Genomic DNA, 13,006 nt, shown 5'->3' on the forward strand with positions numbered 1-13,006 from the left:
ACCATCCCATGTCAAGCTCTTCACAAAAAGGATTTAATTAACGGTAGGCAAAAGAAAGAGGAGCAGCCGTCAAAACGATGGCTGCTCCTCTTTTTAAAACTTAAGATAACCTACAACGAGTTAACTTTTTAGCTTTCTGCTCCACTTGCTCCAACGCTGGTCTAAACGTTCTTTTGACCAACACTGTTTAACAAAGAATTTTATTTTATTGTTCTTTTAACCATTTTTCTAGTTGTAAACGTTGCACTTTCATAGTAGCTGTGTGAGGGATTTCGTCAAAAGCCATAATGATAGGTTCGTTTAAATGTGGTAAATCGGCTACTTGTGTCCACCAAGCGTCCCAATCCATTTCTTCCCCAGGGACAACCGCTAAAATTGGCTGAGGTTCATTTTCTTTGCCACGGACAATAATCACTTCTTCTAAGAAATCTAATGCATCCAATAAATGATCTTCAATAGCTAAATTACTGTCGATGTTTTCAATTAGATCTACTTGGCGATCTTTCAAGAATAAGTGGCCGCGTTCATCTAACATTCCGTAATCACCGCTGTCCCACCATTCGCCGTAGACATTTTCTGCAAAGCGGGCATCTTCTTTGTAATACGTTAAGGCCCGTCCTTTTGATAAGAATTGGATATGGCCATCCGTCATCACAGGTAAAACTTGTCCTTTTTCATCAGTAATTCGAGCTTGTGTTAAATCCTCTAAACCAACGCCCATGTCACGAGCATCTGAATCTTTTAGAGATTCTAAAGTATGCGCTCGTAAGATCATTGGCCCGCATTCACTTTGTCCATAAACTTGTAGGAAAATTGGTTCATTGGCAGCAGATGCTTTTAAGAAAGCCACCATTGTAGCGTTGTTAATTGCATCAAAAGTAGAATGATAATAATGGACACTAGCGAAAGCTTCAGGTTTTTCTTTGGCCAAACGAACCCATTGAACGAAGTTATTGGGGTGTGTTTCTACAGCGATTGGTTGATAGGTGCTGAACATTTCAGCGACTTTTTCGCTCGAAGCATTTGCTAAAGGCATCATAGGGAAGCCCATGGCCATTAAAGAAGACACGCCAATGTTAAAACGAGAATGAACTGGCGAAATATGAAAGCCAACTAATTTCTTTTCAGCAATTTTTGTAAAAATGGTTTTTTGCCATTTTGTACGCCAACCCATAGAGTGATTGGAATGACAGATAAGTTTAGGAATACCTGTTGTTCCAGAGGTGTGGGTCATGTAGGCAATTTCGTCTTTAGTCAGTTCGTCTTGAGGAACTTCCGTAGCATCAGCTTCTAAAAGAGAAGCAACCGAAAGTTTTTTATTGGCAGAGCTATTACGAACAGCTTGAACTTTTTCAGCAGTCACATCATCAAATAAAATATAAGGATCTTCTAAACGATCAACGAATACTTCAATTGTTTCAAAAGGTAAATGGTATGAAACCATTACAGGAACGGCTGCTAGATATGAGGCCGCAACAGCTAGTAAATACGTGTCGAATTTAGGACTTTTATAAATAATAATTTTGTCGCCTTTTTTTACACCTAAAGCGGCTAATTGATATGCCCGTTTCAAAATTTCTTGATGGCTTTCACCATAAGTTGTTTCTAAGCCAAGTGCAGGAAAAGCAGGCAAAGATTCATCAAAAATAATTGGAACAGTTGGTGTTTTTTCTGCGGCTTCTTGATAGTTTGTGTAGAGGTTTAATGGTTGATAATCAAGTAAGTGTGTCAAGGGAAAGTCTCCTTTGTAAAATAGTTTGTGTACAAATGTACAAGTTCACTTTATCCTATCATAGAATGGGTTCTTTTTCTACGTCAAAAATACAACGTTAAATGTTATTTTTTATTATTCACAAGCACAACGTTTGCTGTATCTGACAAAGTTTCCTACAATAATTATGTAAGTAACAAGTTCTCAGAAGTGTAAAACTTTACAAAGGAGAGGAATTTACATGAAAAAAATCTATGAAACAACTATCATTAATACTGGTGGACGTGCAGGAGAAGTTCACTCACCGGATAAATCATTTTCTTATGCGGTTGCTTCGCCAGGTGTCAAGAAAGAAAATACAACAAATCCAGAACAATTATTCGCAGCGGCTTACAGTGCTTGCTTTAACGGTGCATTAGAATTAGTGATGGATCAAGAAAAAGTCGAAGGTAAAAGTACAGTAACTGCACGTGTATCCTTATTCCAAGGAGAAGATGGGTTTAGCGTTGGTGCTGAATTAGAAGTTCACATTGATGGAGTAGATCAAGCTAAAGCAGAAGAACTTGTTAAAAAAGCCCACGAAATTTGCCCATATTCTAAAGCAACAAGAAATAATATAGATGTTAAATTAACAGTGATTTAATTAAAAAAGAAGCGCTTTGTCATATAGACAAAGCGCTTCTTTTTTAGATAACAGTCCACAAATTATACATATTTAACAAAATAACTAAAAAAACAACTAAACTATAAATTTGGGCGACCCGTTGTTGAGATAATTTTTTACTGAAAAGACCGCCGACATAACCACCGAATAAAGCGGCAGGAATAATAGCCCAAAGCATTGTTAAATCAAAAACCGCAAACCCTGTGGTCAAGCCGATATTGCCAAGTTTGGCGAGTTGGGAGAAAAAAATAGTAATGATGGAATAGACAGTTGCTGATTTGATATCCATTCCAAAAAAGAGAATAAGGCAAGCTACATTAATGGGACCGCCACCGATGCCTAAAAAGGTTGATAGAATCCCTAAGCCTAATCCGACAATCAGAAAAATGCTCAATCCGTTGAGGTGTAAGTGCCAGTTGGAAAATTGATTGTAGAGAAGAACCAAAACCAAGGTCACCAACATGATGATATATTGGATTAGTTGTACTTTTTCTTCATTTGGCGCTAGTGCAATCGCCTGATTAAGAAGTAAATCACCTAACATGCCGCCGACTAAGGAACCAAACGAAATACTCGCGGCTTTTTTCCATTCAATTTGGACACCATTTTGATACTGTTTATAAGTCGAAGAAATGGACATGACAAAAACAGCGACACTTGAATAGAACGCAATACTATTTAACGAATGGAACCCAAGAAAATCCAAAACAGGCTTAATAATGACGCCTCCACCCATCCCAGAGAGCGCCCCAACTGTATTGGATAGAAAAATAGTTATGAAATAAATCAGCAAAACCCGCACATAATCACTCCTAAACCGTTTTCTTTTAGTATAGCACAAAAATTATATAAGAAATGTAATTTCATTTAAAAATATTTTTAAAAAGAACTTGAAATAATATTTCTTTAATGGTATTCTACAAATACAAAAAAGAAAACGCATTCAAGGAGGATGAGAAAGCATGACAGTATCGATTGGTATTATTTTGATTTTATGTCTTTACACAGTTGTTGGTGTACTTGACCAAATTTCTATTCAGATTGGTCCATATACACCATTGTTTGCTGCAACGTTTACTGGCCTGGTCTTAGGGGATGTTCAAACAGGTTTGATGATTGGGGCAACGCTTCAATTGATGACATTAGGTGTAGCGACTTATGGAGGAGCAACAGTCCCAGACTTTCTTTCGGGGGCCATTATGGGAACGGCTTATGCAATCATTTCAGGGAAAGGGGCAGAGTATGGTATCGGAGTTGCGGTTCCGATTGGGTTATTATTAACACAACTAGATATTTTAGGCAGAATGGCTAATACGTTTTTCCAACACAAAGCAGATCGCTATGCGGAAGAAGGCAATTATAAAGGGGTCGAGCGCTGCAATGTTTTAGGAATTTTTCCTTGGACGATTTCTCGTGTCATCCCAGTTTTTATTGGCCTAGCTTTTGGTGAACAAGTTGTAAACGCTATCAACAATTGGATTCCTATTTGGGTGATGAATGGGCTAAAAGCAGCAGGCGCTATTTTACCAGCGATGGGGATTGCTATTTTAATGCGTTACTTACCAATTAAAACATACTGGCCCTATTTTATTATTGGGTTCGTGTTACTTGCTTATGGGGCCCAATTCTTCTCAGTTTTAGGTGTCGCACTGGTTGGCTTGGCTTTAGCAGCGATTTATGTGATGAATCATAACAAAGGCGGCGCAGCTACAACAAGTGGCACGGTTATTTACGAAGATGATGAGGAGGTTGAGATTGATGACTAACAAATTAACAAAAAAGGATATTAATAAAGTTTACGTCCGTAATCTTTTTGGCTATCAGTGGGGCTGGAACTATGAAAAAATGCAAGGACTTGGTTACGCTTGGGTGATGATGCCTGCATTAAAGCGACTATACAGTGAAGATCCAGTAGCTATGAAGAAAGCCTTGAAGACACATCTTGGCTTTATGAATACAACGCCAGCCATGTCGCATTTAATTGTCGGAGCTGATATGGCTTTGGAAGAAGAAGTCGGCATTGAAGATGAAACGGCCATTACTGGCTTGAAAACAGGTCTAATGGGTCCGTTTGCTGGTGTTGGTGATACCATTTTTATCGCGATTTATCGTGCGATTGTTTTTTCGATTGCAGCTTACATGGCGCAAGGGGGCCAGGTTGTTGGGTTACTGATCCCGTTAATTGCCGGAGCAGTGGTCCTATGGGTTCGCTATAAATTCACTTGGATTGGTTACCATCAAGGGAAAAAAATTGCGACAGAATTTGCGGATAAAATGAAATTGTTTACGCAAGGTGCAGCTATTTTAGGGTTAACGGTGGTCGGCGGTTTGATTCCTTCGGTAATTACTTACAAATTAGATTTAACTTATAAAATGGGAGATGTAACATTATCTGTTCAAGAAATGTTGGATAAAATTTTACCCGCATTAATTCCTTTAGGGATTGTTCTTTTATCCTATTGGTTACTAGGGAAAAAGAAAATGAATTCAACACGGCTAATCTTTGTTTTAATTTTAATTGGCATGGTTTTAGGCAATTTACAACCAATGTTGGCTTGGGTTGGCGGTTTATTTTAAAAAAATAGTATATAATAGGAGAGATTTATTATGACAATTGTACATGCAAGAGTAGATGAGCGTTTAATTCACGGACAAGTTGCAACCGTTTGGACGAATACGGTTGGCGCACAAAGAATCATGGTAGTAAATGATGCCGCTGTCAAAGATCAATTACAAATTGGTGCCTTAAAAATGGCTAAGCCTGCAGGAGTTAAATTATCCATTTTATCGAAACGTAAAGCGATTGAAAAAATTTTAGCAGGCAATTATGATGAAGAGAAAGTCTTTTTAATTACGAAAGACATTGCAGACATGGCGGCTTTAATTGATGGCGGTGTTCCGTTGCAGAGCTTCAATGTCGGCAATATTTCTCAAAAAGAAGGCAGTCGAGCAATTAAAAAATCTGTTGCATTAACCGATGAAGATATTCAAACCGTTCGTCGTTTAACAGATAATGGGGTGACTATTACCGCACAGATGATCCCTTCTGAACCAAACGAAGTAATTTTAACTTTCATAAAATAGAAATGGAGATGAGAAGATGGAGCCAATCCGTTCAATCAGACAAAAATATAAGGACTTTTCCAAAGTAAATAAGAGAATCGCAGACTATATACTGAAGGATCCGACCCGTCTTCTCTCATTAACAGCAAACGAAATTGCTAGCAATAGCGAAACTTCTCCAGCATCAGTTACCCGTTTTTCTAAACAATTAGGGTTTGACAGCTGGGAAGAGTTAAAACTATCCATTGCAGCTGTACAAGCTGCCAGTAACGGTAAAAAAGATATTGATCCAATTGTAGCGGCGGATGATTCGGTGGATACTATTTGTATGAAAGTGGAATCTTTATTAAATGCTACGATTGAGGATTTATTTTATACAGTGGATAAACAAGCCTTGGAACGAGCAATCGCGCATGTTAAAAAAGCGGAAAAAATTCATTTGGTTGGAATTGGTGCCTCTTCTTTAACGACTTATAATCTTTATCACAAGTTTAACCGCGCTGGTCGCCAAGCGATTTTTAATTATGATAGTCACATGATGTTGGAGTTTTTAAATTATGCAACGGCACAAGACATTTTGATCACGGTCTCCTATAGTGGTTTGACAAAAGAAGCCTTAATCGCCTGTGAAATTGCCAAAAATAGAGGCGCAACGGTTATTTTTATTACCAGTAACGATGGAGAAAACGTGCGATCATTGAGTGATGAAGTTCTTTTAGTCCCCAATAATGAGCACCTCATTCGAGTGGGGGCTATTTCATCGATTGCTTCGTCAATGGCAATTGGCGATGTTCTGTATTTAGGTTCAATTCAAGATGATTTAGACACAGAAATTGAACGTAATATGATTGAAACGAGTCAACTTGTCAGCCGTCTAAAAGAGAAGTAGGGGTGTGCAAGCAAATGAACTTAGAAGGATTAACGACAGAAGCCAGAAATGAAGCGACTAAAAAGATTGACCAAGTGTCAACATTAGAGATGGTGACTTTAATAAATCAAGAAGACCAAAAGGTAGCACAAGCAATTGAAAAGGTGCTTCCGCAGATTGCTGCAGCAATTGATGCAGCGGCAGAACGATTTAAAAAAGGGGGCCGTTTAATCTATTGTGGTGCAGGAACGTCTGGACGTTTAGGTGCTTTGGATGCGATTGAATTAACGCCCACATATAGTGTGTCGCCAGAACGCGCATTTGGTATTTTAGCTGGTGGTGAAAAAGCAATGTATCAAGCAATTGAAGGCGCTGAAGACTCGAAAGAATTAGCCATCGAAGATTTAACGCAACATCAATTGACCGCCCGAGATGTTGTAATTGCGATTGCTGCTAGCGGTCGGACACCATATGCTGTTTCCGCAATTGAATACGGAAAAAAAGTGGGTGCTCTAACCATCTCCGTGACCTGTAATAATCAAAGTCCGATGAATCAATTGGCGGAAATTGGGATTGCGCCAATTGTCGGACCGGAAGTCATTACAGGGTCAACTAGAATGAAAGCGGGTTCAGCACAGAAAATGGTGTTAAATATGTTTTCAACAGGAATTATGGTTAAAGTAGGGAATATCTATCAAAATTTGATGGTCAACGTACAACCAACGAACGAAAAATTAATGCAACGTGCCACGAATATCATTAAAGAAGCAGCAGAAATCGAGGAAGCACAAGCCAAAGAATACTTGGAGGCAGCACAGCTAGAAGTGGCACCAGCCATTGTAATGGCGAAAGCCCACGTTGATTTTCAAAAAGCCAAACAACTATTAGCAGAACATGACGGACGGATTTCAGAAGTTTTAGCATAGAAGTGGTGAACAATGAATCAAATCGCAATTCAAGAAACAATTCAGAGACTGATTAATCAGCAAGTCGTTCCGGGTGTCGCTTGGGGGACGATCACAGAAGATAGCTTATCAGAACAGTATACGGGCTTTTTAGGTAATACTGGTCCATTTGCAAGACAAAAGGTTTCATCAGCTAGCCTGTATGATTTAGCGTCCTTAACGAAAGTTATTGGGACAACAAATCGAATGTTACAATTAATCGATACAAATCAGCTTACTTTTTCAACCACTGTGGGGGAAATCCTACCTGATTATCAAGGACTATCTTGTTCGATTGGGGAGCTTCTACTGCATCAGAGCGGACTGCCAGTTGATGTTGTCGATAAGAAAAATGTCACAAAAAAAAGCTTGCAAGAAATCATTTTAACGCATTCGTTATCTGAACGAGGGAAAACCACTTATTCTGATTTAGGGTATTACTTATTGGGAGAAATTATTCAAGTATTGGATCGCTGCTCATTAGAAGAGAGCTTTCAAACATACTTATTTCAACCAATGAACCTACAGCATACAAGTTTTACGGTCAGCGATTTTGCTCAGGCAGTGCCCACGGAGATTACAAAACAACGCGGCGTTATTCAGGGGGTGGTCCACGATTCGAAAGCCTATCAACTGAAAGCGCCAATTGGCAGTGCAGGGTTATTTGCAACTTTACCAGATTTACTCACTTTTGTTCAGTGTTTTATGAACAATCGCTACCCGTCTGGCAAACCATTATTTTCTGAAAAAATGTTCACTGCTCTCTGGTCTATGAATCAAGAGGGACGTACATTTGGTTGGGAAGTGAAAAAGACGCAAGCTGGGGCAGACTATTTGTATCATACTGGCTTTACTGGAACGGCGATTGGTATGAAAAAAGAAACCAAAGAAGCCCTAATTTTGTTGACGAATCGGATTCATCCCACTCGTGAAGAACGTGGCTTTCTGAAAGCACGAACAAAAATTTATCAGCAGTATTTTTAGGAGGATATGATGAAACCAAAATTAATTTTAATGAGCCATGGACGGATGGCAGAAGAAACCTTAGCTTCTACTCAAATGATTGTCGGGGAATTAGCAGATGCTGCGATTGTGTCAATGACCGCAGAAGATGGCTTGAGCGGCACGCAAGCAAAACTGGCAGCAATCTTAAAAGAAGCTGGCAATGTCCCGACGCTTGTATTAGCTGATTTAAAAGGAGGAACACCTTGTAATGTGGCTATGATGGCCATGGGCACTTATCCGCAATTGCGAGTAGTCGCTGGACTTAATTTAGCAATGGCAATTGAAGCAACCGTCTCACCTGTGGAAAATGTGGATGAATTAGCTGCATATTTAACGCAAATTGGCCAATCTGCGGTGACCACGATTGACTTACCTGAATTAACAGATGAAGAAGAATTTGAAGAATAGAAAGAGGTCGGGACGGAACCGTTTAGCTCCGAGAAATAAGAAGGAATTTCCGAAAATTGCTTTTTAATTTTTGGAGAATTTCGGCTTATTTCCGAAGGAGTTGGTTCTGTTCCCGCCGTTTATCAGGTTTTGAGCCTGGAACAAAAATCCAAAGTGATTTTTGTCCCAGGCTCTTTTTTTAAGAACCAGGGATATTCCGCGGTTCGTTTTTGGTTGTGACAAAGAAAAAGAATAGACTCAGTAAAATAACTAGGATGCCATCGTTAAACATCGGATTTACGAAGTTTAAAATAGCACTTAAGATGACCGGCACGGTAGCACAATACGTAATAATTTTTAAACAATCAATCAAACGTAAAGAATAAAAACGTAATTTTGAATAGAGAGATGCACCGATAGCGGCAATCAGTAAGTCTAAAACTAAACCGATTAGAACAGGGTAGATAGCCACTAAAAAGACAATGAGTTTTGTCCACCAGGGGATCGCTGCTTCACTTAGCGCAGTCTTGATACTCTGAGCGTTAACGCCATCTAAGGTTCCTTTACTATAGGGGAAGATAAATTGGTCGGTGCCTAGAATTGATTCAGTTGCGCCTGAATTTGGTAAGGCGACTACAAATTCATCTTGTAAAAAAGCCAAACCAAACGCATTACCAATTAAATCTTTTTGGACATCAGCGGCTGTACGCTTTCCATCTGGATCAAACGTAAAAATAATCGAGTCGGTTTGATAAATAAAGCCAGATTCTTTGGCCTTTGTTTGCAACGTGCCATTTTCAATAGAAAAGTCAGGCAACTTTTCTGCAATTTTTTGGCCATCTTGTTGCACCTCTTGTAGCACAGAAAAGACTTGTTTGGTAATAGGTAGTGCTAAAATAGCACTTAAAAAAACAGCATAGAGAATTACTTTCCAAAACGCCATTTTTTTCGCATGCCGTAATTCTGAAACTGAAAAAAAGGCCTGCTTAAATAATTGCAATGTATTCATTTATTTACTCCTCACATCATTCTTCTACAGGTCATTCTAGCGAATTTATGAGGGAAACACAAGGTAATCTCCCTCTTTTGTAAAACTTTTCTTTTGGCAAGCAAACTATTTTGTAGAAAGCGGTTCACTCTGTTATCATAATAGTTGTATGAAAGACGTATGTTACATACTAAAAAATAGGGGGATTTAAAAAATGACTTACACATTACCAGAATTACCATATGCTTATGATGCATTAGAACCTTACATTGACGTGGAAACAATGCACTTACACCATGATAAACACCACAACACTTATGTGACTAACTTAAACGCAGCGATTGAAAAACATCCAGAATTAGGCGAAAAATCTGTAGAAGATCTAATTTCAGATATGAATGCTATTCCTGAAGATATCCGCACAGCCGTTCGTAACAATGGTGGCGGCCACGCAAACCATACATTCTTCTGGGAAATTATGGCACCAAATGCTGGTGGACAACCAACTGGCGCTATTAAAGAAGCAATCGATGAAACATTTGGTAGCTTTGATGAAATGAAAGCTGCTTTCAAAACAGCTGCAACTGGCCGCTTTGGTTCAGGTTGGGCTTGGTTAGTTGTGAATAACGGTAAATTAGAAATCACTTCAACACCAAACCAAGATTCACCATTAATGGATGGCCAAACACCTGTTTTAGGTCTTGACGTTTGGGAACATGCGTATTACTTAAAATATAAAAACGTTCGTCCAGATTACATTGAAGCATTCTGGAACGTTGTTAACTGGGATAAAGTAAACGAACTTTTTGCTGCAGCAAAATAAGTTTGCCAATTGTGAAGGAAAGAGTCAAATGACGGCTGTCATTTGACTCTTTCCTTTTACAAATCCAGGGTCGAAATAGTTGTTCGTTTATGGCATACTAAAGTAAGTAGGGAAAGATAACGGATACATAAAGAAGGAGCTAAAAAAATGAATGTTATGATGCAAAAAGTACACGGGTCAGAAAATGATTTCTTTTTATTGGATGAAACACAGTTTGAGCGTTCTTTAACCGCTGAGGAAATTGAGCAATTGCGCATCCAGTTATGTTCGCGGGAAACAGGATTATTGGCGGGAGCAGATGGGTTACTTTTGGTAGGAGAAGGGACTCACGGCACGTCCAATGCTAGAATGCGAGTGATTAACAGCGATGGTAGTGAAGCAAGCATGTGCGGGAACGGCTTGCGTACGGTTGCCCGTTATTTAGCTGAAAAAAACCAAGAAAAATCATTTACAGTTGAAACAATGTTTGCAGATTTGAAAGTACGTCAAGCCCCCAATTTAGCTGAAGAAGTAGCGACTTACCAAGTGGAAATTTCGCCAGTAAGTTTTGAAGCAGTCACTATCCCAATGCATTTAGGGGTCCAAACATTAATTGATGAAATCGTACCAGCCTTATCTAAAACCATTCGCTTTACAGCGGTAGCAGTGCCTAATCCGCACCTTGTAGCATTTGTGGATCACGAAACCTTAAATGGTCCAGAATTTGAACGAATCGCTACCTATGTAAATAATGAAAATCCATATTTTCCGGAAGGGATAAATGTGAGTTTTGTTGAAATTCTTGGCAAAAATCAACTATTTGTTCGAACGTATGAACGTGGTGTAGGTTTTACAAGTGCTTGTGGGACAGCTATGTGCGCAAGTAGTTTACTTTATACGTTATTGAAAGATGGTGTTTTTTATGAAGAAATAACCGTCAAAAATGCTGGAGGTATGGTGAAAACAGTCGTCCACGAAACGTCAGATGGCAGTTATTGGATGGAATTAATTGGGAATGCCACGATTACGCATTTGATTGAAGGATCACTGACTGATTTACTAAATGGTGCATTTGAGAAAATAACTATTACTGAAACGAATGAACAAAAATATTATCAAGAATTTCTGCAAACACTTTCTCAAAAATAACAATTGTTCCTTGGTAAAGCGCTCTTTTATTTTACAATTGTGTTAAGTTCTTGTTCCAAAAAATAAAAAATATTGCTTGAATAAGCAAACTATGAGAAAATAAAGGGCATGAATTAAGAATTATTCTTAGATAAACGAGGAAGTGTCTTATGAAACTATGGAAAAAAGTAGTACTGGGCTTCTTGAGCGTCTTGCTAGTGGCAGTAGCTGGGGTATGTGCTTACGGGATTAAGATGTATTCAGATGCCAATTCAACAATTAATGGGATCTATCAATCAGTTAACCGTAAGTCCAATAAAGGAGCCACGGCCAATATTGATGCGCAAGAACCATTCTCTGTTCTTTTAATGGGGATTGACACAGGCGATTTAGGTCGAACAGAACAAGGTCGTTCAGATACTACAATGGTTGTAACCATCAACCCGAAAGAAAACAAGTCCACAATGATCAGTTTGGATAGAGATATTCTAACAGATATTGTTGGAAATGACACACAAGACAAATTGAACCATGCCTATGCATTTGGTGGCGCCGAAATGGCGATTAATACAGTCCAAGAATTACTGGATATTCCCATCCATCACTATGTATCCATCAATATGAAAGGGTTAAAAGACCTGATTGATGCGGTAGGCGGTATTGAAGTAGATAATACGATTGGTGAATTTACGTTGGACGGTATTACTGTTCCAGCAGGTAAAATCAAGTTAGATGGCACGACAGGTTTGGCTTATGCGCGGATGCGTCACGAAGATCCTGAAGGAGATGTGGGTCGTCAACGCCGCCAACGAGAAGTTGTTGAGAAAATTGTGCGCAAAGTCATGAGTTTTGACGGTGTTTCAAAATATCGAAAAATTCTTGATGCTGTTGAAGCCAACGTAAAAACAGACTTAACTTGGGATGACATGATGGACATCCAATCAAAATATTTATCTGCCTTTAAAACAATTGACTCAGAACAATTACAAGGATACAGTGCAACCATTGATGATATTTATTATCAAGTCCTAGATCCAAATAGCTTATACAAAACACAAACAACGCTTAGAAAACAACTTGGTTTAAAAGAACATGCTTCTGAACGTGAAAAAGATTTAGCCTTTTATAATCAGTTTAGCTATGCTGTTACAGATACTGCACTGATTGGTGAATCTGGTGATTCAAGTGCCAATAGCTCTACTAGTTCGAGTAGCACAGCGGACACCACAGCCGGACAAACAGAATACAACGGCAATACGCAACAAGCAGCAGAAGGAGCCTACGATCCGAATACGTACGTTGACCCAAATGCGTACACAGATCCAAACGCTTATGCTGATCCAAATACGTATGTGGATCCCAACGCACCACAATATTAATCTGTTAAACAAGCTCGAAAACTTCTATTTCTGATGGAAATAGAAGTTTTTTTCTTTTATTCTAGAA

At 38.9% G+C, this 13,006-nt stretch carries 14 protein-coding genes; 11 read left to right on the top strand and 3 right to left on the bottom strand.

From position 1 onward, the window contains the following. Nucleotides 1-205 precede the first annotated feature (205 nt). Entirely contained in the window at nt 206-1,732 is a 1,527-nt protein-coding gene (locus IGL93_RS01795; protein ID WP_010775539.1) for an AMP-binding protein, read from the bottom strand. A 220-nt stretch (nt 1,733-1,952) separates the two neighbouring features. Here IGL93_RS01795 and IGL93_RS01800 point away from each other — a divergent pair, with 220 nt between their 5' ends. Continuing rightward, nucleotides 1,953-2,354: an organic hydroperoxide resistance protein gene (locus IGL93_RS01800; protein WP_002355332.1), complete on the top strand. Its 402-nt coding sequence runs from the start codon at nt 1,953-1,955 to the stop codon at nt 2,352-2,354. 43 nt (nt 2,355-2,397) lie between these two features. Here IGL93_RS01800 and IGL93_RS01805 read toward each other — a convergent pair whose 3' ends face one another. Beyond that, on the bottom strand, nt 2,398-3,168 hold the full coding sequence (locus IGL93_RS01805; protein WP_189656411.1) for a sulfite exporter TauE/SafE family protein: 771 nt from the start codon (nt 3,166-3,168) through the stop codon (nt 2,398-2,400). 169 nt (nt 3,169-3,337) lie between these two features. On the opposite strand from IGL93_RS01805, the gene IGL93_RS01810 reads away from it, so the two are divergent. From IGL93_RS01810 to IGL93_RS01840, 7 genes are read left to right on the top strand one after another with little or no spacing between them, the layout of a single operon-like run. After that, nucleotides 3,338-4,141: a PTS mannose/fructose/sorbose/N-acetylgalactosamine transporter subunit IIC gene (locus tag IGL93_RS01810; protein WP_002358431.1), complete on the top strand. Its 804-nt coding sequence runs from the start codon at nt 3,338-3,340 to the stop codon at nt 4,139-4,141. After that, on the top strand, nt 4,134-4,952 hold the full coding sequence (locus IGL93_RS01815) for a PTS system mannose/fructose/sorbose family transporter subunit IID (protein WP_002355336.1): 819 nt from the start codon (nt 4,134-4,136) through the stop codon (nt 4,950-4,952). Before IGL93_RS01810 ends, IGL93_RS01815 begins: the two co-directional genes overlap by 8 nt. Before the next feature lie 30 nt (nt 4,953-4,982). Further along, entirely contained in the window at nt 4,983-5,459 is a 477-nt protein-coding gene (locus IGL93_RS01820; protein WP_010775540.1) for a PTS system mannose/fructose/N-acetylgalactosamine-transporter subunit IIB, read from the top strand. 16 nt (nt 5,460-5,475) lie between these two features. Continuing rightward, on the top strand, nt 5,476-6,327 hold the full coding sequence (locus tag IGL93_RS01825) for a MurR/RpiR family transcriptional regulator (RefSeq protein WP_002355339.1): 852 nt from the start codon (nt 5,476-5,478) through the stop codon (nt 6,325-6,327). 14 nt (nt 6,328-6,341) lie between these two features. Then, on the top strand, nt 6,342-7,232 hold the full coding sequence (gene murQ, locus IGL93_RS01830) for an N-acetylmuramic acid 6-phosphate etherase (RefSeq protein WP_010775542.1): 891 nt from the start codon (nt 6,342-6,344) through the stop codon (nt 7,230-7,232). A gap of 12 nt (nt 7,233-7,244) precedes the next feature. Continuing rightward, on the top strand, nt 7,245-8,234 hold the full coding sequence (locus tag IGL93_RS01835; RefSeq protein WP_010775543.1) for a serine hydrolase domain-containing protein: 990 nt from the start codon (nt 7,245-7,247) through the stop codon (nt 8,232-8,234). Nucleotides 8,235-8,243: 9 nt separating this feature from the next. Further along, a complete protein-coding gene (locus IGL93_RS01840) occupies nt 8,244-8,663 on the top strand; it encodes a PTS sugar transporter subunit IIA (RefSeq protein ID WP_284954688.1) in 420 nt (139 codons plus the stop codon). A 178-nt stretch (nt 8,664-8,841) separates the two neighbouring features. On the opposite strand, the gene IGL93_RS01845 is transcribed toward IGL93_RS01840, so the two are convergent. Then, on the bottom strand, nt 8,842-9,651 hold the full coding sequence (locus tag IGL93_RS01845; protein WP_002355344.1) for a DUF1189 domain-containing protein: 810 nt from the start codon (nt 9,649-9,651) through the stop codon (nt 8,842-8,844). A gap of 193 nt (nt 9,652-9,844) precedes the next feature. Here IGL93_RS01845 and IGL93_RS01850 point away from each other — a divergent pair, with 193 nt between their 5' ends. The 3 genes from IGL93_RS01850 (at nt 9,845) to IGL93_RS01860 (ending at nt 12,939) form a co-directional block, all read left to right on the top strand. After that, nucleotides 9,845-10,453, top strand: coding sequence for a superoxide dismutase (locus tag IGL93_RS01850; protein WP_002361201.1), 609 nt, complete (start codon nt 9,845-9,847; stop codon nt 10,451-10,453). 147 nt (nt 10,454-10,600) lie between these two features. Beyond that, complete coding sequence (gene dapF, locus IGL93_RS01855; RefSeq protein WP_010775544.1) at nt 10,601-11,581, top strand: diaminopimelate epimerase; 981 nt, start codon at nt 10,601-10,603, stop codon at nt 11,579-11,581. A gap of 149 nt (nt 11,582-11,730) precedes the next feature. Beyond that, nucleotides 11,731-12,939, top strand: coding sequence for an LCP family protein (locus IGL93_RS01860; RefSeq protein WP_010775545.1), 1,209 nt, complete (start codon nt 11,731-11,733; stop codon nt 12,937-12,939). Nucleotides 12,940-13,006 lie beyond the last annotated feature (67 nt).

Source organism: Enterococcus sp. DIV1328a, from assembly GCF_050536905.1.
GTDB lineage: Bacteria > Bacillota > Bacilli > Lactobacillales > Enterococcaceae > Enterococcus > Enterococcus faecalis.

Coding starts and splice junctions, on each gene's coding strand:
- IGL93_RS01860 (WP_010775545.1), top strand. CDS start 11,731: ATGAAACTATGGAAAAAAGTAGTACTGGGCTTCTTGAGCGTCTTGCTA.
- IGL93_RS01810 (WP_002358431.1), top strand. CDS start 3,338: ATGACAGTATCGATTGGTATTATTTTGATTTTATGTCTTTACACAGTT.
- IGL93_RS01825 (WP_002355339.1), top strand. CDS start 5,476: ATGGAGCCAATCCGTTCAATCAGACAAAAATATAAGGACTTTTCCAAA.
- murQ (WP_010775542.1), top strand. CDS start 6,342: ATGAACTTAGAAGGATTAACGACAGAAGCCAGAAATGAAGCGACTAAA.
- IGL93_RS01800 (WP_002355332.1), top strand. CDS start 1,953: ATGAAAAAAATCTATGAAACAACTATCATTAATACTGGTGGACGTGCA.
- IGL93_RS01840 (WP_284954688.1), top strand. CDS start 8,244: ATGAAACCAAAATTAATTTTAATGAGCCATGGACGGATGGCAGAAGAA.
- IGL93_RS01850 (WP_002361201.1), top strand. CDS start 9,845: ATGACTTACACATTACCAGAATTACCATATGCTTATGATGCATTAGAA.
- IGL93_RS01820 (WP_010775540.1), top strand. CDS start 4,983: ATGACAATTGTACATGCAAGAGTAGATGAGCGTTTAATTCACGGACAA.
- dapF (WP_010775544.1), top strand. CDS start 10,601: ATGAATGTTATGATGCAAAAAGTACACGGGTCAGAAAATGATTTCTTT.
- IGL93_RS01835 (WP_010775543.1), top strand. CDS start 7,245: ATGAATCAAATCGCAATTCAAGAAACAATTCAGAGACTGATTAATCAG.
- IGL93_RS01815 (WP_002355336.1), top strand. CDS start 4,134: ATGACTAACAAATTAACAAAAAAGGATATTAATAAAGTTTACGTCCGT.
- IGL93_RS01845 (WP_002355344.1), bottom strand. CDS start 9,651: ATGAATACATTGCAATTATTTAAGCAGGCCTTTTTTTCAGTTTCAGAA.